The following is a 20,813-nucleotide window of genomic DNA, read 5'->3' as shown; positions in this document are numbered from 1 at the left end:
GCCGCGTCTCAATCGCGTCCCTTCGCCCTCGGCAGGCGGATCTCGGCCCGCAGGCTGCCCTCTGGCCGGTTCGACAGGACGAGCGTGCCGCCGTCCGCCTCGACCGCGCGCCGGGCGATGGTCAGTCCGAGCCCCGTCCCGCCCGTGTTGCGGTTACGCGACCCCTCCAGCCTGGTGAAGGGCTGGAAGGCCCGGGCGACGTCCTCCGGCGCGATGCCGGGGCCGTCGTCGTCGATGCGCACCACCAGGGTCGCCTCTTCGATCTCGATGCCGACCCGGACCCGGATCCCGTAGCGCACACCGTTGTCGACAAGGTTCTCGACCGCGCGGCGGAAGGCAACGGGACGTACCGACGCCAGCGCCCGGCCGGGGCCGTCGTAGCCCACCTCGCGGCCCACGTCCGCGGAGGCGTCGGCGACGCTCATCAGCACGCTCGCCACGTTGACGACCTGCCGTGCTTCCGGGTCGGCTTCGCCACGCAGGTACGACAGCGTCGCGTCGATCATGGCCTGCATGTCGTCGAGGTCGGCAGCCATGGCACGGCGGTCCGCAAGGTCATCGACCTTGTCCAGGCGAAGACGGAGCCGGGCGATCGGCGTGCGCAGATCGTGCGAGACCGCCGCCAAAGCCTGCGTCCGTTCCGCGACGAGGCGGTGGATGCGCCCTTGCATCGCGTTCAGCGCCCGACCGATCCCGCGCGTCTCGTCCGGTCCGACCTCAGGCACGGACACGACCGTACCGTGCCCGATCCGGACGGTGGCGTGCGTAAGTTCCCTGAGCGGGCCGGCGATCCGGTGCACCAGCACGACGGCGGCGACGCCGACCAGGATCGCCATCGCGGTGGCGAGGTACGCCCAGGGTGCAAGGTGGACCAGGTGAGGCGAATGGGCGGACCGGAAGGTCAGGAAACTGCCGTCCGGCAGCGGGAAGGCGCCGCGCAGGTCCTGTTGGTGCAGCGGCTCGTCCGGCGCCGCCAGGGCGAGCGCCAGACCTGGGCCGAGCACGGGCTCGATCTCCAGGACGCGTTCGCGCAGATCGCGCAAGGCGGGGTCTGTCTTGCCCGTCTCGGCGGATTCCCCCCGCTCCCAGCCTATCTCGAAATGACCCGACGAGAGGGCTTTTGCCTCGATGCCGCGCTCCCCCGGCGGTCGCCGCAGTACCGCTTCCCGCGCCAAGACGAGCTGTCGCGCCACTTCGTTCGCGAACGCCTCGTCGGCCGCGGCCGACGCCGACTGACGGTACAGCAACAACGCGCCCCCGTGGACCACGAGTACCGCCAGCAACAGCACGGCGACGGTGCGCCCCTCCAGGCTGCGGGCAAGATCGACCAGTTGTTTCACGCCCGCTCGACCTTGGCGGCCATCATGTAGCCGGAGCCGCGAACCGTCTTGATCACGGGGAGCGTGCCCTCGGGCGGTTCGAGCTTGCGCCTCAGGCGGCTGACCAGGGTGTCCACGCTACGGTCGGACGGGGCGGCGAGCCGTCCGCGGCTCATCTCCAGGATCTGCTCGCGGCCGAGCACGCGCCCGGGATGCTCTAGGAACACCATGAGTAGGTCGTGCTCGGCCCCCGAGAGGTCTACGGCAGCCCCCCCGGGATCGGTCAGCTGCCGGCTGCGCAAATCGAGCCGCCAGCCGGCGAAGGTCAGAACCTGTGCCCTCTCCGCCGCGGTGGCGGCCGGCGCGATGGTGGTCCGACGCAGCACCGCGCGGATGCGGGCAAGGAGTTCCGGCCGGCCGAACGGCTTGGCGACGTAGTCGTCGGCTCCGAGTTCGAGTCCGAGTACCCGGTCCGCCTCCTCGTTGCGGGCGGAGAGCATGATGACCGGCACGGTGCCCTTGCTGCGCAGCGCCCGCAGCAGATCGAAGCCGGAGGCGCCGGGCAGCATCACGTCGAGCAAGACGAGATCGACCGACTTCCCGGGCAGAAGCGACCACATCTCGGCGCCGCTGCGGCAACCGGTGACGCGGTAGCCGCTCTCCCTCAGGAGTCGCGTGACCAACACCCGCATGCCGTCGTCGTCTTCGATCAGGAGGATGTGCTCCTGTGCGCAGCCCGCTCCCGGCCTGTCATCGCGTTCCATCAGCCACCGTTTCATCCATCGCCGCGGGGTCCATTGCGAACAAAGTCTCCGTCAGATTCAGATAACGCATCAGGGGACTCTCATCGAGTGGGCCACGAACGTCAATGAAGTCACTTGTATAAATTTTGCATATTTTATATTGTCGATACGACTGCTCGACCAAAAATACGACCAATTTGATTTGATAGTATGCTCTATACATAATTAAATGTAATTTACGAGGATATCAAAATTTTGAAGTCAGAAGCGGTCGATGCCGGGTGAGTACAAATCGGCCTATGGATCCGGCTGTCGCGGAGGTGCGAATGGAGCGATCCGATGCTCGTTCGCCCGATTTCCCGGAAAAGAGCTGAACGGTGGTTCGAAGACATCGCCGAATACTCCTGAATTCGGACGGGCCGGCGCTCGGATTACTCTAACACCATGAGGCGTGAATTAACCTTTTTTTAACTCTAACTCATTAGATTTGATTAACAAATTTGTGCACGCCGGGACAGGATGCCGGCAAGAGGGAGGCTGGCGGCGATGAAGGACGACATTTCCGGGCCAAGCTTGGCGTCTGCCGCCCTACGCATACATCAGGGTCGCATGCGCGTGTCGGTCGAGAATATTGCCAACGCGCGTTCCACGGCGTCCGCCCCAGACGGCGAACCCTATAGGCGCAAGATTGCAGTGTTCGAGCCGATCACGGGCAACACCGAAGAGGCACCGGCCATCCGTATCGTACGCGACAAGACCGAATTCCCGACGGTTCATAGTCCTGGACACCCCGCCGCCGATGCTGGCGGCAACCTCAAGCTTCCCAATGTCCGCCCTACGGTCGAGATGTCCGAACTTCGCTCTGCGATGCGAGCGTACGAGGCCAATCTGCGCACTATCGCGACCTTTGACGACCTGAAAGGAAAGACGCTCGCGCTACTGAAGAGCTGATGTCATCGACCCGAAAGCCTTTCGTGATGACGCATCAAACGCGGCCGGCACGTGCGCCATCAACCGACAAGCTCATCGAGCAAGAGCAATAGCAGGAAGCCTGCGAAGAACATCGCGGTCACCCATGGACGGTCCTCCGTTTCGTGTGCCTCGACCAAAAGTTCCTCCGTCACGAGGTAGAGGAGCGCAATCAGGCCGAAGGCGAGAAAGCCGCCGCGGATGGCCGCGGGCAGCGTGGCGACCGGGCCGCCGAGCAGCGCACCGAGCGGCAGCAGGACGACGAGGGCGGCGGTCAAGCCGACCACCCTGGCTTTCGAGGTTCCGCCCTCGCCGAGTTCGTTCGCGACGGTCAGGCCGAGGAACAGCACCTCGATGGTCAGGGCGACCGTAAGCAGGAAACCGGCCTTGGCGCCCGCTGCGAAGGCGATGCCGAGGACGAGCCCGTCCACCAAGATATCAATTCCGGTGACGGTCAGTAGACCGACTGGTCCTTTCACCCGACGCTCCAGAGTGCGGACCGCGAGCATGGCGGCAACACCGACGCCGCCGCCGACCAGGGTGGCCCAAGGCGATCCGGCATGCTTGAGGTCAGGCAGGATCTCGCCCGCCGCCGCGGCGAATACGACGCCTGCGGCGAAGTGCTGGATGGCGCTGACCAAGACGGGTCCCGGCCGCATGTTGACGGCGACCGCGGCGCCGAGGACGGCGGCGGCTGCCGGGATGAGGGTATAGAGCCAGGCTTGCATCGCAGGTTCAGACCACGCCGTCCGGGGCCAGGGCGCAGGCGGTCGTCTCGCTCGTCTCGACCTGCAACGTGACGTGGACGATCCCGAAGCGGCCCCTCAATTCGCGTGCGGCTCGTATAAGGAAAGCGTCGTCCGTGCCGTCCGGCCTTACGAGATGGCTCGTCAGGGCGACCTCGGTCGTGCTCATCGGCCAGACGTGATAGTCGTGGACGGCCGTGACGTCCTCCAAGCCCCGCAGATGCGCGCGCACGGCGTCAGGGTCGATGCCGGGGGGCACGGCGGCGAGCGACATCCGCACGCTGTCGCGCAGGAGTCCCCAAGTGCTCCATACGACCGCCGCGGCGATGAGTAGGCTGGTCACCGGATCGAGCCAACGCCAACCCGTCAGGGCGATAAGCAGGCCGGCGACGACGACGCCCGCCGAGACGGCGGCATCGGCGGCCATGTGCAGAAAGGCCCCCTTCACGTTGAGGTCGCCTTCGCGCCCCGATGCGAACAGCCAAGCGCTGATGCCGTTGATCAGGATGCCGATGCCCGCGACCACCATCACGGTGGTCCCGGCCACCGGTGCGGGCTCACCGAAGCGCCGGACGGCCTCCCAGGCGATGGCGCCCATGGCGACGAGGAGGATGACCGCGTTGAACAAGGCGGCCAGGATCGAGGAGCTCTTCATGCCGTAGGTGTAGCGCGGCTTAGGCGCCCGTTTCCCGAGAATGGCCGCGGCCCAGGCGACGGCGAGCCCGAGTACGTCCGAGAGGTTGTGGCCTGCGTCGGCGACGAGGGCGAGGGAATTGCTCAAGAACCCGTAGACCGCCTCGACGATCACGAAGGCGACGTTCAGACCGATGCCGACGGCGAAGGCCCTTCCGAAACCGAAGGATGCCTGAGCATTGCCGGAATGGCCGTGTTCGTGTCCACCTCCGTCACGGAGGGCACGGACGGAGCGATCTGCGTGTCCGGTCATTGGGAAATCCGCTCGGCTTCATGCCCTCGGCGGGGCGTCCGACATATGCGGCACGCCTAATTCCTCTAGCGACTGGAGGAGCAAGGGGTTTCGAACGTGGTGAGCGCATAAAATCCAATTCCGCGTGGCCGTAGGCATCAGTGAACCTCGTGCAGGCATTCACCGTGATCGGCCAGCACCTCGACGATGCGGCATTCCCGGACACTGCCCCGCGAGCATTGATCCAGCATCGCCTGGACCTCCACCCTCAACCCGGTGAGCCGCGCAATCCGGTCGTCGATGTCAGCGAGATGCCGGCGGGCGATTGCGTCTACCTCCCCGCACGGGCGTTCCGGCTGCTCGGCGAGATCGAGCAGCGCGCGGATGTCCTCGATCTCAAATCCGAGTTCACGCGCGTGCCGAATGAACCGAAGCCTGCGGACGTCGGCCGCGCCGTAGGTCCGCCGGTTGCCTTCCGTTCGGGACGCGCGCGGCAGGAGTCCGCGCTCCTCGTAGAATCGGATGGTCGGCACCTTCACGGCTGCCTGCCGCGACAATTCCCCGATTGCGATGGGCTTCAAGATATTTGCTCCTCTAGTCGCTAGAGGAAGTAGGGTCGCCTTAACCACAAGGAAGGCACCCGCCGTGACCGAAGCAGCGACCCTGGACAGGACCGACGTCCCGACGACCCGCCTGCGGGTGACCGGCATGGACTGCGCGTCCTGCGCGGCGAAGGTCGAGGCCGCCGTGCGCCGCCTGCCCGACATCGCGCAGGTGCAGGTCTCGGTGGCCGCCGAGACGCTCGCGGTGCGTCACGGACCCGGGACCGATGCGAGAATGATCGCTGACACCGTCCGCGGCCTCGGCTACGGGGCCGAGGACCCGGACGCCGTGGCGTTGGGGGATACCGCTGAGACACCTTGGTGGAGGGCGCCGAAAGCCCTGCTGGCGGCTTCCTGCGGCGCGGCCCTGGTGACAGCCTACGCGCTCGGGCACGTCGCGCCGATTACCGAGCGCTGGGCTTTCCTCGCGGCCATGGCGGTTGGGCTGGTGCCGGTTGCCCGACGAGCTATCTTGGCCGCCCGGCATGGGACGCCTTTCTCCATCGAGATGCTCATGACGATCGCCGCCGTCGGCGCGACCGTCATCGGGGCGACCGAGGAGGCGGCGACCGTCGTCTTCCTGTTCCTGATCGGCGAAGTTCTGGAGGGCGTCGCTGCCGGTCGAGCCCGGGCGAGCATCCGTGGGTTGACCGGTCTCGTCCCGGAGACGGCGCTGCTGGAACGCGACGGCACGACTGAATCTGTGCCCGCCGCGAGCCTCAAGGTCGGCGCCACCGTGCTGGTGCGGCCGGGTGACCGCGTCCCGGCGGACGGGACCATCCTCGACGGCGGGAGCGACGTCGACGAGGCGTCGGTCACCGGTGAGAGCGTGCCGAGGCGCAAGGAGCCTGGCGACGCAGTCTTCGCCGGGACGGTCAACGGCGACGGGGCGCTCCGCGTCCGGGTGACCGCGGCTGCCAAGGACAACACCATCGCCCGGGTGGTGCAGCTGGTGGAGGAAGCGCAGGAGGCGAAGGCGCCGACCGAGCGCCTGATCGACCGGTTCTCCAGGGTCTACACCCCCGCCGTCGTCGCGGTGGCCACCTTGGTGGCGGTGGTCCCGCCGCTTCTCACGGGCGGCGCGTGGGGGGATTGGGTCTACAAGGGGTTGGCGATCCTGCTGATCGGCTGCCCCTGCGCGCTCGTCATCTCGACGCCGGCGGCCATCGCGGCCGGCCTCTCGGCCGGGGCCCGGCGCGGGCTTCTCATCAAGGGCGGCGCCGTCCTGGAGCGGCTGGCCTCGGTGACGACGGTCGCCTTCGACAAGACGGGAACCCTGACGGAGGGCAAGCCCGTCGTGACGAACGTGGTGGCATTCGGGAGGTCCGAGCGGGACGTGCTGTCGCTGTCGGGCGCCCTTGAGGGTGGCTCCTCGCACCCGCTCGCCCGGGCCGTGCTGGCCAAGGCCGCCGAGGCCGGAGCGCCGGTGCCCCCGGCATTCGGGGCCCAGGCATTCGGCGGCAAGGGCATCGCCAGCAAGGTCGGGGGGCTCGACTTGTTCCTTGGCTCGCCGAGGGAAGCCGGCGCGCGCGTGCCGTTCACGCCCGATCAGGAGGAGCGGGTCTCCGGGCTCCAGGGCGAGGGTAAGACCGTGTCCGTGCTCCTCGCGAACGGGGCGGTAGCCGGGCTGCTCGCGATGCGAGACGAGCCCAGGTCCGACGCGAGGGAGGGGGTCGACCGCCTTGCGTCGCTCGGCGTCGGCGCGATCATGCTGACCGGCGACACCGCGCGGACGGCCTGGGCCGTGGCGGCCGCGCTCGGCATCGAGGTGTGGGCCGAGCTCCTGCCTGAGGACAAGCAGCGGATCGTGCGGGAGCGCCAAGCCACTGGCGCCGTGGTGGCCAAGGTCGGCGACGGCATCAACGACGCGCCGGCGCTCGCGGCCGCGGACGTCGGTATCGCGATGGGTGGGGGCGCCGACGTGGCGCTTGAGACGGCGGATGCGGCGGCCCTGCACGGACGCGTCGCAGACATCGCCCGGATGATCGAGCTTTCGCGCCGGACGCTGTTCAACATCAGGACGAACATCGCCCTGGCGCTCGGCTTGAAGGCAGTGTTCCTGGTCACGACGGTTCTAGGGGTCACCGGCCTATGGCCTGCCATCCTGGCGGATACCGGGGCAACCGTGCTGGTGACGGCAAACGCGCTGCGGCTCCTTGGAGAGGGAAGATCGAGCGCCTGAGGCCCTTCACGTTCCCACCATGGGAGGTCCCATCCGTGTGCGACGTCATCAACGGGAGAGCGTCACGCAAAGCTTCAAGGTCAAAAGGATGGGCTGCGGCGGCTTAAAACGGTCGAGTGACGGATGGCGTTCGGACAGTTCGTCGGAGCCATCCGCTTTCGTGCCCCCTTCCCATCGAGGAGGAAGGAGAGTGCAACCTCTAAGGACTGGAGGTTTGGCCGGGATATGAACATTTCAATCGGAGAGCTGTCGCGCCGCACGGGCGTGAAGGTGCCAACCATCCGCTACTACGAGGGAGCAGGCTTGATGCCGGCCCCGACCCGCACCGAGGGCAAGCAGCGTCGCTATTTGGAGACAGAGATATCCCGGCTCAATTTCATCCGTCATGCGCGCGAACTCGGATTCGAGATCCAGGCGATTCGCGAGTTGCTGGCTCTGTCCACCGAGCCGGACCGGTCCTGCGCGGAGGTGGACGGCATCGCCCGTCGACACATGGCCGAGGTCGAGCGTCGAATCGGGCAACTCGTGGCTTTGCGCGGAGAGTTGCGGCGCATGGTCGAGGCATGTGGCCACGGTCGGGTGGGGGAGTGTCGGGTGATCGAGACGCTGGCCGACCATCGACAGTGCGCGCATGAGCACGGCCGCATCTCCTGAATCCGGGACCTGCTCAGGAAAAGCCGGGCAAGCTTGCGCCGTGTCGGCCATGACGCAGCGCTGGTTTATCCGCCACGAAAGTTTCAGCTCGTGCTGCGGTCAAAGGTCTTTCGGATGAACACGTTGGGCCTGCCGACCCTCGCTGTTCTCGCCGTAGCCGTAAATAGGACCCGCACAGCACCTTATCGACCGTGCCGGCTGGCTTCGCGTCGCGGCGTTTAGCACCAACGATGGACCCGTATCGACCGCGAGCCTCAGCGTCGGCGTCGCGGTGTCCGCCACGCACAAACGGGGAGATCCTGATGGCTAGCGCGATGTCGATGGCGGTCGGGAAGTGCCCTTCGGTCAATTCCCGGTCCGAGACCGAGCGGGCCGACCGCGAGCGGCTCGAACTCACCGACGACCCCTGGCGAAGCGCCAAAATCTCGCTCGCATCTACGTCGAGCGCGGGCCCGAATACACGGAGGTAGCGGCCTCGCTGGTGTTCCTCGCCATTCTCGGCGCCCTCGGGGCGAAGGCGGGTGGTGCCGCAGTGCCGCGGGCGACGGTACAGTACAGGTGACGTTCCGGGGATCACTCGCCGTGGGCGTCACCGCAGGCATCGGGAGCCTCGTCGGCAAGGTCGTGTGACGAGGCTCGAAGGCAGGACGGGGTGAGCCTGGAACGCGCCGAGAACCGCCACCGGGGGATTTCGAGCCTCAATCCCCCTGCGACGCACGCCTGCCGCGGGCGGGGCGCGGCTTGGCGGAACCGCCCGAGGGACCCGGGTCGGAGACGATCCCGGCTTCCTGGACTCCCTGTCCGAAGGGAGCCGCCGGGACGCCCGCCTCCGTTCTCCGCCCGCTCACGATCACGCCGACGTATCCCTCGCCCGCGATGAAACGGGCGCCCGCGCCGCGAAGGGCCGCGACCAAGCGCTTCGCAAGCGCGACTCGGATCGCGATGAAGCCGTTCTCGTAGTCGTTGATCGACTTCTTCGAAACGCGCGCCAGCAGGTGAAGCTCCTGCTGGGTGAGACCGACCAGCAGGCGGGCGGCTTGGCATAGGTATCCTGGCACGGTCCGGTCCGGAGGGAAATCCGCAGCCGAGGCGAAGTCCACTCCCCGAGGCGCGTCGGGCGAGGCTTGAAAGATTTTTATAGCACAGGTATAATTGGGAACTTCAACAAGCACCGCCGACTGCCCGCCCCCGCCCGACTGATCGTCGAGCGGGAGGGCCGCTTTCCGCCTTTGGGGTTTCGCCATGATCATCGCGCTGTTCGGCGGCGATGGCCGTGCCGTTGGCACGCACGCCGCCTTCCTGATTGCCCGTGCCGCAGCCTCGGTCGGCACCGCCACGACGCTCCTGCGCGTCGTAGGCGCGCACGAATCCCGGCTGCCTCGACTCGACAGCGTGCCGGACACGCTGCGCGTTGTCGAGCTTTGCAGGGACGGTCCCTCCTTCGCAGAGGACTTCCCGCGGGAAGCGGCCGCCGATCCCGCGCGACGCCTCGTGGTGCTCGACCTGCCGCCAGGGTGGGCGGCGGACTGCCCGGTTGATCTCGGGGAATGTCCCAGGGTGATCGCCGTCGGACCGTCCGTCCTCGAACGCGCCATGGCCGTGTCCATGCTGCGCGCGACCGCGCATGCCGCCGTCCCTTGGCTGCTGGGGTGCGGTTTCCCCTCACTCGGAGCGTCCGACCGAACCGTGCGCGACACGGCGGCGGCCGCGGGCCTGGACGACACCTCGATCCGCGTGATCCCTCGCGGCCTGCCGGCTCCGCTGCGGGACGCCGCCGCCCCGGCCCATGGATCCCTGCTCGCGTCCCTGTCCGTTCGCGCTGCGCTTCGCGTGCTGAACGCGGTCGTACCCGGTGCGGTCCCGATGCCGGGGCATCCCGGCGACGTCATCGCTCCCGTCCTGGCCGGGATGGGCGAGGCGGACCGCCGCGACGCGCAGGACCGGCTCCGGGACCTTGCCGATGCCTTGGACGCCGCGGAGGACGGCGAATACCCGTCCGCGGAGGAGCTCGCCGCCGCCCCCGTCCTTGAGGAATGGGAGTTCGGGATGCGGCCGGTCGCGGCGCTCGTCGGTCGCGTCACGCACCATCCGGACTTTCCCCCAGGTCGCCGGGTCCGAACCTCGGAAGTCTACGTTTCCGACCGTCGTACCTGGGCGCGCACCTATTCCAGGCTCTACCGCCTGGGACGGCCCGCCGGTCCGCGTCCCTCCCTGCAGTAGCGCACCGTCTCCCTTTCCGTCGAGGCGGGTCGCCCCTCCCTCGCTCGAAAGGCGGAAGCCGGTCCCGCCCGTCGAGATGTGGGCGGGGGAGCCCTCGCCGCCTGTCCGGGCGGCCATGCGAGGATGTCAGGAGATGCCCGTGCACCCCCAAGGCGAACGTCGCTGGGCGCTGCCGGCGGCGGGCGGTTCGACGTCCCTCACCAGGTTGTGGCGGACGGTCGGGCCGGGCGCCCTCGCGCCCGATCTGGCCAAGCCGTTGCTGGCTGCGGCGACGGCTGCCCTCCAAGGGTCCGGTCCCTCCGTGGCCGCCTCGGAATGGGAAGACGCCCCGGCGGCGCTCCGCGACGCCCGGGCGGTCCTCGGACGATGCGGTCCGGCGCATCCCGACGTCGACGTGGTCGCCACCGCGGCGCTCGCGCTGGCGCTTCGCGGCGAAAAGGCTGCCGCGACGTTCCTCGCCGATGCGCTCGACCGTCTCGCCGCCGACGGGACGGGCGGACCGCACCATGCCCGGTTCGCCTATGCGTGGCGGTCCCGGGTGGAACTTAAGCCGGCGGGCGTCTCCGCCGGGAGCGACGACGGGGCGCCGGACCGGCTGCGGCTTCCGGGTGACGACACCGAGGGAGAACCGATGCGCCTATGGATCTTTTCGGACCTGCACATCGACATCGGGAGTCCATGGACCCCAGCCTCGATCCCCGGGGCCGATCTCGCGGTGGTCGCCGGCGACGTCGGCGAGGGCCTCGTCAAGTCAATCGCGTGGCTCGCCGCGACGGTCCGGCCGCATATGCCGGTCGCGTTCGTGGCCGGAAACCATGAATTCTACCGTCGATGCCTGCCGGACGAGTTGCAGGCGGGGCGCGCGGCCGCGATGGAGGCCGGAATTCACCTCCTGGAGAACGACACCGTCCGCTTCGGCGACGTCGTGGTCTCGGGATGCACCCTGTGGACGGATTACGAGCTCGACGGACCGGCGACGCGGGTCCCCGCCATGCGGGACGCACGCGTGGGCCTCAACGATCACCGCCTCATCGCCTGGAGCCGCAAGCCGGAGTGGCGGCGGTTCCGGCCGGAGGAGGCGCTCGCGCTGCACCTCGCGTCACGCCGCTTCCTCGAAACCGCGCTCCGGTCCGCCGCGGACGCGACGACGCGGGCGCACGTCGTGGTCACGCATCACGCTCCCGCGGCGGGGAGCGTCGCGCCGCGGTTCCTCGGCAAGCCGCTCAATGCCGCCTACGCGTCGCGGTTGGACGACCTGATCGAGGCCGGTCGGCCTTCGCTCTGGGTCCACGGGCACACCCATACGCCGTTCGACTACCGCCTCGGCGGGACCCGCGTGCTCTGCAACCCGCGAGGATATCCCGGCGAGAACCCGCGCTTCCAGCCCGGGCTGGTCGTCGAGGTCTGAGACCGCCCGGGGCGGCCGCCCCGCCCTGACTGCCTCCCGCAAGCCGAGAGCCGATGGAGACGCCCTTGCCGGACTTCGCCCGTGAGCCTCGTGCGCTAGGATGCCGGGGAGCACCTCCGCCGCATCCCATCCCGTTCCGCTCCCCGGGCTCGACCGGAACGGGATCGGCGGCCGCCGGGGGGCTACGATGACGCGGCATGTTCGCCCCCCTCGTCGTGTTCCGGGCGCCGAGGTCCCGGAGCCGTTGCCGCTTCCGTTTCGGCCCCGAGCGCGGATCGACCCGACGCCCGAGGTGCGGACGGCCTGTCCCGGACCGGCCTCCGTCGGGAGCCGAAGGGAGAACGCGAGGTTCTGGATCCTGTCCGACCTGCTCGTCGACCGCAATCCCGAGTTCCGGCTCCCCGATCCGCTTCCTGAGTTCGACGTCCTGCTGGTCGCGGGCGGAGTGGCCATCGGGCTGGACGTCGCGTTGAACTGGTTGGCGCGGGCCCTGGACGGCAGACAGGGGAACAGGCCCGTCCTGATGGTGGCGGGCAGCGCGGAGTTGTGGTCCGAGACGCCCATGGTGGAGGCGGTCGCCCGCGGCCGGGAGCTCGCCCGGGACCTCGGCATCCACCTGCTCGCCGACGACGCGGTACGCATCGGTCCCGAGGCCGGCGGCGGGACCGTGGTGGTCGGGGCGACCCTGTGGACCGACTGGTGCCTCGAAGGGAGCTTCGAGGGCCGCCTGGCCAGGGTCGCGGCCCGCCACAGCTGGGCGGATTGCCGGCGCGTCCTGCTTCGGCGGGGGCGCCCGTGGTCGCCGCTCGACGCCCTCGGGGCCCATGCAAGATCGCGGGGATACATCGAGGACGCCCTCACCAGCATCGTGTGTCAATCGCTGAACGTCGCGAGGGGACCCGGGACGCTCGTGCCCGGTGTTCGCCCCGGGGACCGCGCCGTCGTGCTCACCCACTTCGCGCCTTCACGCCGTTCGCTGCCCGACGCCTGGACGGGATGGCTCGGGGACGCCTGGCTGGCAGCCTCGCATGCCTCGGACCTGGAGGATGTCATGCACGCCTGGGGGGCGCCGACGCTCTGGGTCCACGGCCGGGCCGTCGCCCCGGCGGATTACCGCATTGGCCGGACCAGGGTGGTCGCCAACCCCTTGCGGCGTTGGGATGCGGCCGATGCCTTCGACTCAGCCTTGGTGGTCGAGGCCTGAGATGGGAACGTCGACCTACGGCCCAGGGCCGCCCGCACCAAGCTCCTCGGACAGGCCGACGGGCATCGGGAGCCGGGAAAGGTTGGGCGGGGACGGCGCCCTTCGCTGGCTTCCCGCCTCGGGCTGCCGCCGCCACGACTTTTCCCAGCCGCCAAAGACAGCAGTGGCTTGATCGTATTATATATCACAGGTATAATATAGGTATTCTCAAAAGTCGTGGCCAATTCGACAGCCGGGCCAATCGGTTTGGGGGCTGTGAAGCCGAGCCCGTCCGCCGCGCGGCGACCGCCTATTCGCCTATCGGGTCGTTCCGGCTCCCCGCGGGGGCACCGGCCGAGTTTTTCGAAAGCGTGACGGATTCGTTGACCGCCTTGGAACGGGCGGGGCTGCTGGAGGTGGATATGGCATCGGAGCCTGGCCGGGTGGTTTCGTGTTCGGTTTTGCGGCGTGCGATCCGAACCCCGCGGCGCGGCGTGCCGCCCAGGGTCGAAGCCGGCGTGGTGGCGGCTTGGCGGACGTACCCGCCTGGACGCCTCGACCGGGCGGAAGCAACGGCCCTCGCGCGGCTGCTGGCGACGACGTCGATACTCGGCGAAACGCGCTGGTCCGCGGCAAGGGACGGGGACGCGGCCGCGGCCACGGCGCTCGCCATCCGTCACGTCCGCACGTGCGGCGCGGCTTCGGTCGCGTCGGATCTCGTGATGGGCAATCTCCTGCTGATGGCCGAGCGCGGCGACGCGACCGCGCCGGCGGTCATCGCCTACGCCCTGCGCGCGCTGGCACGGCGCAGCGCCGACGAGCGCCGGCTCATGCGGCTCGCGGCGCGATGGGCGCGACCGAGGATGCGCAAGTCTCGCCGCCGCTGAACCATCGGCCCCCCACCATCGAAGTCCCGTGCGAAGCCGGAGGATGCCATGCCCGAACCGAACGAGGCGGCCTGCGCGATGGCGCGCGCCTTCGTCGAGGCGTTGCGGAAGGAAGCCGCGAGCCCGGATCCATCATGGTGCCTGGACGAAGCCGAGCTCGACGCGCTCGCGCTCGGCCGGCGGGAGGCATCACTCATGCCCCGGCTGGCCGCCGACGTCGTGGCCGCCGCGGTCATGCTGGGGCGCGCGTTCGCTCCGGCAGGACCTCCCGCGGCCGATGACGGCTTCCCCGTCCTACTGGTGCGCGTATCCTCTCCGGATTGGGTGGAGCCGATGCGGTGCGTCGTGGGACCCTGCCTCCTCGGACTGGGATGGAGGGTTCGGGATGGCGAGGGCGGGCGCGGGGCCTGGAACGACCGCAGCCGGCGGGAGGTCGTCGTGTTCGCGCGTGACGGGGCCTCGCGCGAGCATAGGCCCGACCGCGGCAACGAAACCGTCGGCGCGGCCGTGGTCGCCGGCGTCCCGCTCATCGGCGTCGCGTCGGATCCCGCCAGGACGCTGCCGCGCGACTTCCTGCGCGCCGTCGACCGGGAGGTTCTCGTCGCTCCGCTCGACGCCGAGGTGCTGAGCCTGGTGATCGAGGCGGTGACCGGCGAGGTTCCGCCCCTCGCCGCGCTCGGGGACTGCGTGGCGGTCCGGGCCGCCGCCGACCTTCGGCTCGGTATCCGCCCGGGTCGCGGGGCATCCGAGGCCCTGGAGCGCCTCGGGCGTTCGCGCCTGCGAGAGAGGCAGCGCACCGCGAACGCGCCCCGCCTTGAGGACTCGCTCGGTCTCGGAGCCGCCCGGGATTGGGGGCTCGGCCTGGTGGCGGACCTACGGTCGTGGCACGAGGGGATCATCCCGTTCGCCGCCTGTGAATCGGCCGCCCTCGTCAGCGGGCCGCCCGGCACGGGCAAAACACGGTTCGCGGCGGCCCTGGCCCGAAGCGCGAACCTACCGCTTCATCCGGGCTCCCTCGCGCAGTGGCAGGGCTCCCGTGACGGACATCTTGGCCATACCCTGGGCGCCATGCGGCAGTTCTTCGAGGAAGCGCGGCGGTCGCCTTGCGTGGTCCTGATCGACGAGCTCGATTCCTTTGGAGATAGGAATACTTTCTCAGAACATCATCGCGATTACTCCAGCCAGGTCGTCAACGCCCTCCTGGAACACCTCGACGGCGCCGTCGGCCGCGAAGGGGTCGTCGTCGTCGGCACGACCAACCATCCTTCGAGGATCGATCCTGCGATCTTGCGCTCGGGGCGGCTTGAACGGCACTTTCGGATCGAGCTTCCCGGTCTCGACGCGCTGACCGGCATGCTGGTCCAGTATCTCGGGACCGACGCCGATGACCTCGACCTTGCGCCGGTGGTCCCGCTGCTGCGGGGCATGACGGGTGCCGACGTCGAGGCGCTGGTGCGGCGGGCGCGTGGCAGCGCGCGACGGGCCGGCCGCACCCTCACGGTGGACGACATCCTGGCAGGCTCCTCGGATGGGACGCCGGCGCTCGGGGATGGGCTCCGGATGCGCTGCGCCGTCCACGAGGCCGGGCATGCGGTCGCGCTCCTGGCCAGCGGCGCGAGCGGACCGGTGACGCTAACCATCGCCCCGACCGGCGGCCTGACCGAGCATGCGCTCGTCGATGCCTACGGAGCCCTGACCGAGGGCGACTTCGAACGGTCCCTGGTGATGATCCTGTCGGGCCGCGCGGCCGAGGAGGTGCTCCTGGGCGACGTCTCCGCCGGCGCGGTCTCGGATCTCGCCGAGGCGACCCGATGCGCCGCGGCGATGGAGGCGTCGTGGGGGTTCTCGGCCGATTTCCCGCTGCTGTCCCTGGCCCCCGCCCAGGACATCGACCTGGCCCGGATGCCCTGGCTGATGCGCCCGGTCCTTGAGCGGCTCCGGCTGGCCTACGAGCGCGCGTGCGACCTCATGCGGACCGAGCGCCTCGCCCTCGAACGGATCGCGGAGGCCCTGTTCCGCACGGCCTACCTCGACGACGCGGCCATTCGGGCGTTGTTCTCGGGAAAGGCCGCCTCCCCCCGACGCCGCGCCGGTCCGGGCCGCGGTGCCCACCGCACGCACGACATCTGAAGTGGAGAGGCCATGACGTCCTTCGTACGCCGACCGATTGCATGCCGGGACCCGTCCGCGTCGCGCTCACCCGCCCGTCGCCCGCTCGCGGAACGGACGTTGTTCGACGCCGCCTCACCCGGGGCGGAGCCGCGCCCTGACACCATGCGACATCCCTTGCGCCGCCGCGACTTCGACGAGGGCAGCCCGGACACGTTGATGATGCTCGACATCGAGACCGTTCCGGACCCGATCCTAACGCCCGCGGATTGGCCGGCCGACCGGTTTCCAAAGGCCATGTGGCATCAGGTCGTCGCCATCTCGGTGATCGAGGCGGGGGTCGGTCGGGAGCCGGGCACGGGGGTCGAGACCTACGAGTTGCGGTCCTGCCGCAGCGGCGGCGAACCGGGATGGGACGAGGCACGTCTGCTGCGCGCCTTCTGGCGGCTTTTCGAGGGGGGACGCTACAGGCTCGTCACCTGGAACGGCAGGGCGTTCGACATGCCGGTGGTCCTCGCCCGCTCGTTGATGCACGGTCTCGCGGCCCCCGCATGGTTTCTTCGCGGAACGCGCTGGGCCAATTACGGGCAGCGCTACGCCCAGGACTGGCACCTCGACCTCATGGATGCGATCTCAGCCTTCGGGGCGGCCTCGCGTCTCACCCTGGAGGAGGCTGCGGCGGCGGTCGGCGCACCGGGCAAGATGGGCGAGCACGGGTCCTGCGTCGCCGAATTGGTCGCGCGCGACGAACTCGGTCGGGTGCGGGACTACTGCGAGACCGACGTGGCGAACCTCTACGTCATCTTCATGCGCTGGGCGCATCTGACGGGCAGGACGGATGCCGCGGGCCACGATGCAGCCGTGGAGGGATTCCTGCGCTACCTCGATGCGGAGGGGCCGGCCCGCCCGCACTTGGCGGCCTTCGCGCAGGAATGGCGACGGACTGGATCGCGCGCGCCGATGCATGTGGGTCGAACGACCGGGTCGGGTGCGGTGGTGGCTGGTCCGGACACCTGTCACGGAGCTCGACGGAGCTCGCTTGGGGCCTGAGGGCCGGGTCGCGGAGTAGCCAATCCTCGGGATGCCCCATGAGCGGGCGGCGGGACGCAGGTCCCGCGCCCGGATCCGCCGGTCCGGCGTGAGACCGCGATAAAACCGGGCGTTAGCCACGAGTGAGTCGAAGGCGTCGAAAGCCATCGGGGTAAATCGACCGTAATGGCTGGCGTGCGAAGGATCGGGCAACGGCCAGCAAGCCCAGGGGGGAACAGCCGATGACCCTGCCGCGCCTTTCGCGACCACTTGAATATAGCCGCGCTTGGGTGGCGCTCGGGGTCCTGGCACCTATCGGCGTGCTGATCGTGTCGGCGTCGATGCTCCTCGATCTTCGTCGCGATGCCTGGGACAAGGCCGAGCAGACCTCCAGGAACCTCATGCAGGTCATCGAACGCGACATCGCCCGCAACGTCGAGATCATCGACCTTTCGCTGCGGGCCGTCGTCGACAACCTGCGCGCGCCCGAGACCGCGGAAGCGAGCCCGAAGGCACGGCAGATGATCCTGTTCGACCGTGCCGCGAGCGCCAGGGACCTCGGCGTGATGCTGGTCCTGGACGGGAACGGCGACAGCAGCCTCGTGATCACTCAGAACCAGTACGCTGCCTGTGTCGCTGCTCGCTCAGACGTGATCACCGCGCAAACCCAGCTTCAGACAACCGAAGCCTTGAGCATTGCGGTCGAGCTCAGCCGGGCGACACTGACGACGAACAAATGAAGACTATGAGAAGTCGCCTCGCAGATGATGACGCAACTAGATCGCAAAATCGATATCAGACTGAGCCGAAACCGGATCTACCGTTGAGCATCCGGCCCCGACGACAAATAATAGTATAGCAGGCACACTCGACCGTGCTCAGTAACCGTAGTGGTAATCAAAGCTCGGAGCGTAACCACAACCGTAGTGGCCGTAGTATGGGCTGTGCGCCACGAGCCCATCGAGCGCCAAGCCACCGATCAATCCAGCTGCAACGGGGACCCCGTAGTAACCCCGCCTATGGCCGTAATGTCCGTGTCCTCTGCGGTAGCCGCGACCGCTATAGTAGCGGCGCCCATAGCCAAAACCACCATACCCATAAGTGCGACCGTGGCCGCCATAGTACCTGTGGCCTCCGCCATGGCCGCCATAAAACCCATGTCCTCCGCCATAGCCGCCATGATGGCCTTCAGCCTGGGCCGCACTCGGAATGGCCACGAGGCTGATGACGAGCGTGACCGTCAGAAGGCCGACACTCAGTGCCGTCTTCACCCTACCAAGACGAGCCATAACTATTTCTCCTTTGCGTTGCGCGTCCCTTCCCGAAGACTCGTTTGAGCGGGTCAAGGCCCTCTGCCTTGCCCAACGCCTGAACGCACGGGTGCGATCCGGCAGGCTCTGCTGAATGGTGTTTTCATCCCACCTCGCCCGCGCGCTTGGCAGGAGCGTTCCATCACATGACTTCGAAGAAAGCAAATAAGGTGAAGAGTTATACAGTAATAAAAATATATTTTATAGCCACAGCTAAGCTGTAAATTCCCCTTGTTTGTACGTCAGCTTCAGAAGCAACTGAATTGATCTGTGCTAGTCGGCCTAGACAATATCGTTGAAATGTAGACGAGGGGCGACCTGTAATGGCCACCCGTCGCTTATTCACAGCTCTTTTTATCTCAAGGCGTCAGTGACGTTCCCGCGGGGCATCGCCATGGTGTCCCTCTCGACGCTCTTCGTGGTGCTCTCTGCGAGGTTCATGATGGCCGCCCTCGCTACGCTCTTCGACAACGCGTCGTCCGTGGCTATCGCCTTCCACCCGAACCCCGCCCGGATTGACATCGATATGCTGAGCGAAGACTGCTGTTGGAGATACGGCAAAGGCCGCAGCGATCATTGCTCTTGCTGACTTTTTCATCACGACATCATTCTCCTGTGCTCGGATTTGGAAGAAAAAACATGGCTGTGCTTTGCTTCCGGATCGGATTTCGTTACGTCGGAGAATTATTCTGAGTAACGAACTATTTGCCGTCATCCGATGACTGAGTCCCGCCAACCTCGCCTAATGCTTGGGCTCAAGACAATCTTTGCGGGATCAAGCTTCTAGTTTGTGTCCCTAGTGGCCACCACCCCTGTGATGACCGCCGCCACCCGAGCGTCCGTGCCCACCGGAATAGCCATGTCGCCGACCGCCGCCGTGCCCACTGTACGATCTGCGATGTCCGCCGCCATAGCCGTGCCGACCGCCGCCACCGTGACCGCCGTAGCCGCCACCATGACCGCGGGAATGACCGTAGCCATGGCCTTGGGCGGCTGCCGGTTCGGGGATTGTTGCCAAGCCAAAGCCTAGTGCGAGCGCAGCAAAGCCAGCGATGAGTGAGGCTCTGAATTTAGACGTACGTGTCATGGAATAAACTCCGCAATTACGGGGATCGATTTCGTGTGGCGACCTTGGCAGGTTCAACGACCGCCGCCGAAGACGATGTGAACAGCGAGCGGCGGCGGGTGCGCATTTCCTACAGGCACGTAACGCTCGACGGGACGGAAAAGTCGAAGTCTCGTTCCAAAATGATCCGCAAACGGCCGTTTTCGGCGCAAAGCCGGCGACGAGCGAGGCAACCAGGAATTGCTGCGCTTAAATTGTCCCGCATCTCTGCTGCACAATCAGCGTACCCATAATACCAATCGGTACGGGTGAGGACTCGCGGGTTTACGCGGAAGCGGCGGATGTGATTCGATGTGGCAAGCTAGGAGGTTTGCCATGTCGAAGGCCGTGGATCTGCGCGAGGATTTCGATGCGGATACCCTGCGACGTCTGGCGCGGAAGAGCCGCGATGCCGGTCAGAGCCGGCGGCTTCTCGCGCTGGCCGCGATCTACGAGGGTGGGAGCCGGACGCAGGCCTCGCGGATCGGCGCGGTCGGCCTGCAGACGGTGCGCGACTGGGTGCTGGCCTTCAACGCGGCCGGGCCGGACGGCCTGATCGAGCGCAAGAAGCCCGGCCCGCGGTTCAAGCTCGACGCGGCCCAGCGGCAGGCGCTCGCGGTTGCCATCGAGGAAGGGCCGGACCTGCAACGGGACGGCGTGGTGCGCTGGCGGCTGAAGGACTTGGCGGCTTGGCTGTTCGCGCGCTTCGGCGTCAGCCTCGACGAGAGCAGTGTCGGACGGGAGGTGAAGCGGATGGGCTATGCCAAGCTGTCGGCCCGTCCGCGCCATCATCAGCAGGACCCGGCGGCGCTGACGGCGTTTAAAAAAACCTCCCCGCCCGCGTGAGCGCGATCCGCGCCCAACTGCCAGTCGACACGCCGCTCGAACTCTGGTGGCAGGACGTCCTTCGAGAGCCTCAGGATGAGAGCCCGCGTCGGTCAGAAGAACACGGTCCCGCGCCGGTGGGCGCGCAAGGGCAGCCGGCCCACGGCGCCCAAGGATCAGCGCACGGCGTCCGCCTACATCTTCGGGGCGATCTGTCCCGAGAAGGGCAAGGACGCCGGTCTCGTCCTGCCCCGCTGCGCCACACCGGCCATGAACGCGCATCTGGCCGAAATCAGCCGCGCCGTCGATCCCGGCGCGCACGCCGTCCAAATCCTCGACGGCGCCGGCTGGCACGTCGCCGCCGACCTCGTCGTCCCCGACAACTTCACCTTGCTGACGCTGCCGTCTCATGCGCCCGAACTCAACCCGGTCGAGAATGTCTGGCAGTTCCTGCGCGAGAACTGGCTCGGCGACCGGATCTTCGACTCCTACGAGGACATCCTCGATCAATGCTGCGAGGCTTGGAACAAGCTCGTCGCACAGCCTTGGATGATCATGTCGCTCGGACTGCGCGAATGGGCCTATCGGTTATGAACC

General features: G+C 67.9%; 15 protein-coding genes and 3 pseudogenes. 12 read left to right on the top strand and 6 right to left on the bottom strand.

Annotation, left to right across the window (positions count from 1 at the left end):
* Positions 1-8: 8 nt before the first annotated feature.
* The gene (locus tag LPC10_RS19190; RefSeq protein ID WP_003596830.1) at positions 9-1,340 is read right to left on the bottom strand and encodes an ATP-binding protein; all 1,332 of its coding nucleotides are present in this window, start codon (positions 1,338-1,340) and stop codon (positions 9-11) included.
* The gene (locus LPC10_RS19185) at positions 1,337-2,083 is read right to left on the bottom strand and encodes a response regulator (RefSeq protein ID WP_017484348.1); all 747 of its coding nucleotides are present in this window, start codon (positions 2,081-2,083) and stop codon (positions 1,337-1,339) included. The genes LPC10_RS19190 and LPC10_RS19185 overlap by 4 nt, the downstream gene beginning before the upstream one ends.
* Before the next feature lie 525 nt (positions 2,084-2,608).
* Here LPC10_RS19185 and LPC10_RS19180 point away from each other — a divergent pair.
* On the top strand, positions 2,609-3,013 hold the full coding sequence (locus LPC10_RS19180) for a flagellar basal body rod C-terminal domain-containing protein (RefSeq protein WP_003596828.1): 405 nt from the start codon (positions 2,609-2,611) through the stop codon (positions 3,011-3,013).
* 59 nt (positions 3,014-3,072) lie between these two features.
* Here the strand turns inward: LPC10_RS19180 and LPC10_RS19175 are convergent, their stop codons facing one another.
* From LPC10_RS19175 to LPC10_RS19165, 3 genes are all read right to left on the bottom strand, one after another.
* Positions 3,073-3,759: a hypothetical protein gene (locus LPC10_RS19175; protein ID WP_003596827.1), complete on the bottom strand. Its 687-nt coding sequence runs from the start codon at positions 3,757-3,759 to the stop codon at positions 3,073-3,075.
* Between the two features lie 7 nt (positions 3,760-3,766).
* The gene (locus LPC10_RS19170; protein ID WP_003596826.1) at positions 3,767-4,723 is read right to left on the bottom strand and encodes a cation diffusion facilitator family transporter; all 957 of its coding nucleotides are present in this window, start codon (positions 4,721-4,723) and stop codon (positions 3,767-3,769) included.
* Between the two features lie 137 nt (positions 4,724-4,860).
* On the bottom strand, positions 4,861-5,283 hold the full coding sequence (locus tag LPC10_RS19165; protein WP_003596825.1) for a helix-turn-helix domain-containing protein: 423 nt from the start codon (positions 5,281-5,283) through the stop codon (positions 4,861-4,863).
* Between the two features lie 64 nt (positions 5,284-5,347).
* Here LPC10_RS19165 and LPC10_RS19160 point away from each other — a divergent pair, with 64 nt between their 5' ends.
* The 3 genes and pseudogenes from LPC10_RS19160 (at position 5,348) to LPC10_RS19150 (ending at position 8,770) form a co-directional block, all read left to right on the top strand.
* The gene (locus LPC10_RS19160) at positions 5,348-7,486 is read left to right on the top strand and encodes a heavy metal translocating P-type ATPase (protein WP_003596824.1); all 2,139 of its coding nucleotides are present in this window, start codon (positions 5,348-5,350) and stop codon (positions 7,484-7,486) included.
* A 225-nt stretch (positions 7,487-7,711) separates the two neighbouring features.
* The gene (locus LPC10_RS19155; RefSeq protein ID WP_026105497.1) at positions 7,712-8,140 is read left to right on the top strand and encodes a helix-turn-helix domain-containing protein; all 429 of its coding nucleotides are present in this window, start codon (positions 7,712-7,714) and stop codon (positions 8,138-8,140) included.
* Between the two features lie 163 nt (positions 8,141-8,303).
* Positions 8,304-8,770: pseudogene (locus LPC10_RS19150) on the top strand (VIT1/CCC1 transporter family protein).
* A gap of 68 nt (positions 8,771-8,838) precedes the next feature.
* Here the strand turns inward: LPC10_RS19150 and LPC10_RS19145 are convergent.
* Positions 8,839-9,198 carry a helix-turn-helix transcriptional regulator gene (locus LPC10_RS19145; RefSeq protein ID WP_003596819.1) on the bottom strand — a complete coding sequence of 120 codons (360 nt, stop codon included), beginning with the start codon at positions 9,196-9,198 and terminating at the stop codon, positions 8,839-8,841.
* Positions 9,199-9,382: 184 nt separating this feature from the next.
* Here LPC10_RS19145 and LPC10_RS19140 point away from each other — a divergent pair, with 184 nt between their 5' ends.
* From LPC10_RS19140 to LPC10_RS19105, 8 genes and pseudogenes are all read left to right on the top strand, one after another.
* Entirely contained in the window at positions 9,383-10,360 is a 978-nt protein-coding gene (locus LPC10_RS19140; RefSeq protein ID WP_003596818.1) for a DUF6634 family protein, read from the top strand.
* Positions 10,361-10,493: 133 nt separating this feature from the next.
* Entirely contained in the window at positions 10,494-11,768 is a 1,275-nt protein-coding gene (locus LPC10_RS19135) for a metallophosphoesterase (RefSeq protein ID WP_003596816.1), read from the top strand.
* Positions 11,769-12,012: 244 nt separating this feature from the next.
* Positions 12,013-12,972 (top strand): hypothetical protein, encoded by a 960-nt coding sequence (locus LPC10_RS19130; RefSeq protein ID WP_003596815.1) that lies wholly within the window; start codon positions 12,013-12,015, stop codon positions 12,970-12,972.
* Positions 12,973-13,334: 362 nt separating this feature from the next.
* Complete coding sequence (locus LPC10_RS19125; RefSeq protein ID WP_231343941.1) at positions 13,335-13,838, top strand: hypothetical protein; 504 nt, start codon at positions 13,335-13,337, stop codon at positions 13,836-13,838.
* Positions 13,839-13,886: 48 nt separating this feature from the next.
* Entirely contained in the window at positions 13,887-15,968 is a 2,082-nt protein-coding gene (locus LPC10_RS19120) for an AAA family ATPase (protein ID WP_003596813.1), read from the top strand.
* A gap of 144 nt (positions 15,969-16,112) precedes the next feature.
* Positions 16,113-16,997 carry a 3'-5' exonuclease gene (locus LPC10_RS19115; RefSeq protein WP_231343940.1) on the top strand — a complete coding sequence of 295 codons (885 nt, stop codon included), beginning with the start codon at positions 16,113-16,115 and terminating at the stop codon, positions 16,995-16,997.
* 221 nt (positions 16,998-17,218) lie between these two features.
* Positions 17,219-17,698 (top strand): annotated as a pseudogene (locus LPC10_RS19110) (hypothetical protein); the annotation flags it as partial.
* Positions 17,699-19,727: 2,029 nt separating this feature from the next.
* A pseudogene (locus tag LPC10_RS19105) lies at positions 19,728-20,810 on the top strand (IS630 family transposase).
* Positions 20,811-20,813 lie beyond the last annotated feature (3 nt).

Origin of the sequence: Methylorubrum sp. B1-46 (genome assembly GCF_021117295.1) — a bacterium.
Lineage (GTDB): Bacteria > Pseudomonadota > Alphaproteobacteria > Rhizobiales > Beijerinckiaceae > Methylobacterium.
The sequence above is the reverse complement of the archived record's forward strand: the minus strand, read 5'-3'. Positions and strand labels throughout refer to the sequence as shown.

Excerpts from the sequence above, each read along its gene's own strand:
- LPC10_RS19180 (WP_003596828.1), top strand. The coding sequence starts at position 2,609 with ATGAAGGACGACATTTCCGGGCCAAGCTTGGCGTCTGCCGCCCTACGC.
- LPC10_RS19175 (WP_003596827.1), bottom strand. The coding sequence starts at position 3,759 with ATGCAAGCCTGGCTCTATACCCTCATCCCGGCAGCCGCCGCCGTCCTC.
- LPC10_RS19170 (WP_003596826.1), bottom strand. The coding sequence starts at position 4,723 with ATGACCGGACACGCAGATCGCTCCGTCCGTGCCCTCCGTGACGGAGGT.
- LPC10_RS19185 (WP_017484348.1), bottom strand. The coding sequence starts at position 2,083 with ATGGAACGCGATGACAGGCCGGGAGCGGGCTGCGCACAGGAGCACATC.
- LPC10_RS19140 (WP_003596818.1), top strand. The coding sequence starts at position 9,383 with ATGATCATCGCGCTGTTCGGCGGCGATGGCCGTGCCGTTGGCACGCAC.
- LPC10_RS19120 (WP_003596813.1), top strand. The coding sequence starts at position 13,887 with ATGCCCGAACCGAACGAGGCGGCCTGCGCGATGGCGCGCGCCTTCGTC.
- LPC10_RS19155 (WP_026105497.1), top strand. The coding sequence starts at position 7,712 with ATGAACATTTCAATCGGAGAGCTGTCGCGCCGCACGGGCGTGAAGGTG.
- LPC10_RS19115 (WP_231343940.1), top strand. The coding sequence starts at position 16,113 with ATGCGACATCCCTTGCGCCGCCGCGACTTCGACGAGGGCAGCCCGGAC.
- LPC10_RS19135 (WP_003596816.1), top strand. The coding sequence starts at position 10,494 with ATGCCCGTGCACCCCCAAGGCGAACGTCGCTGGGCGCTGCCGGCGGCG.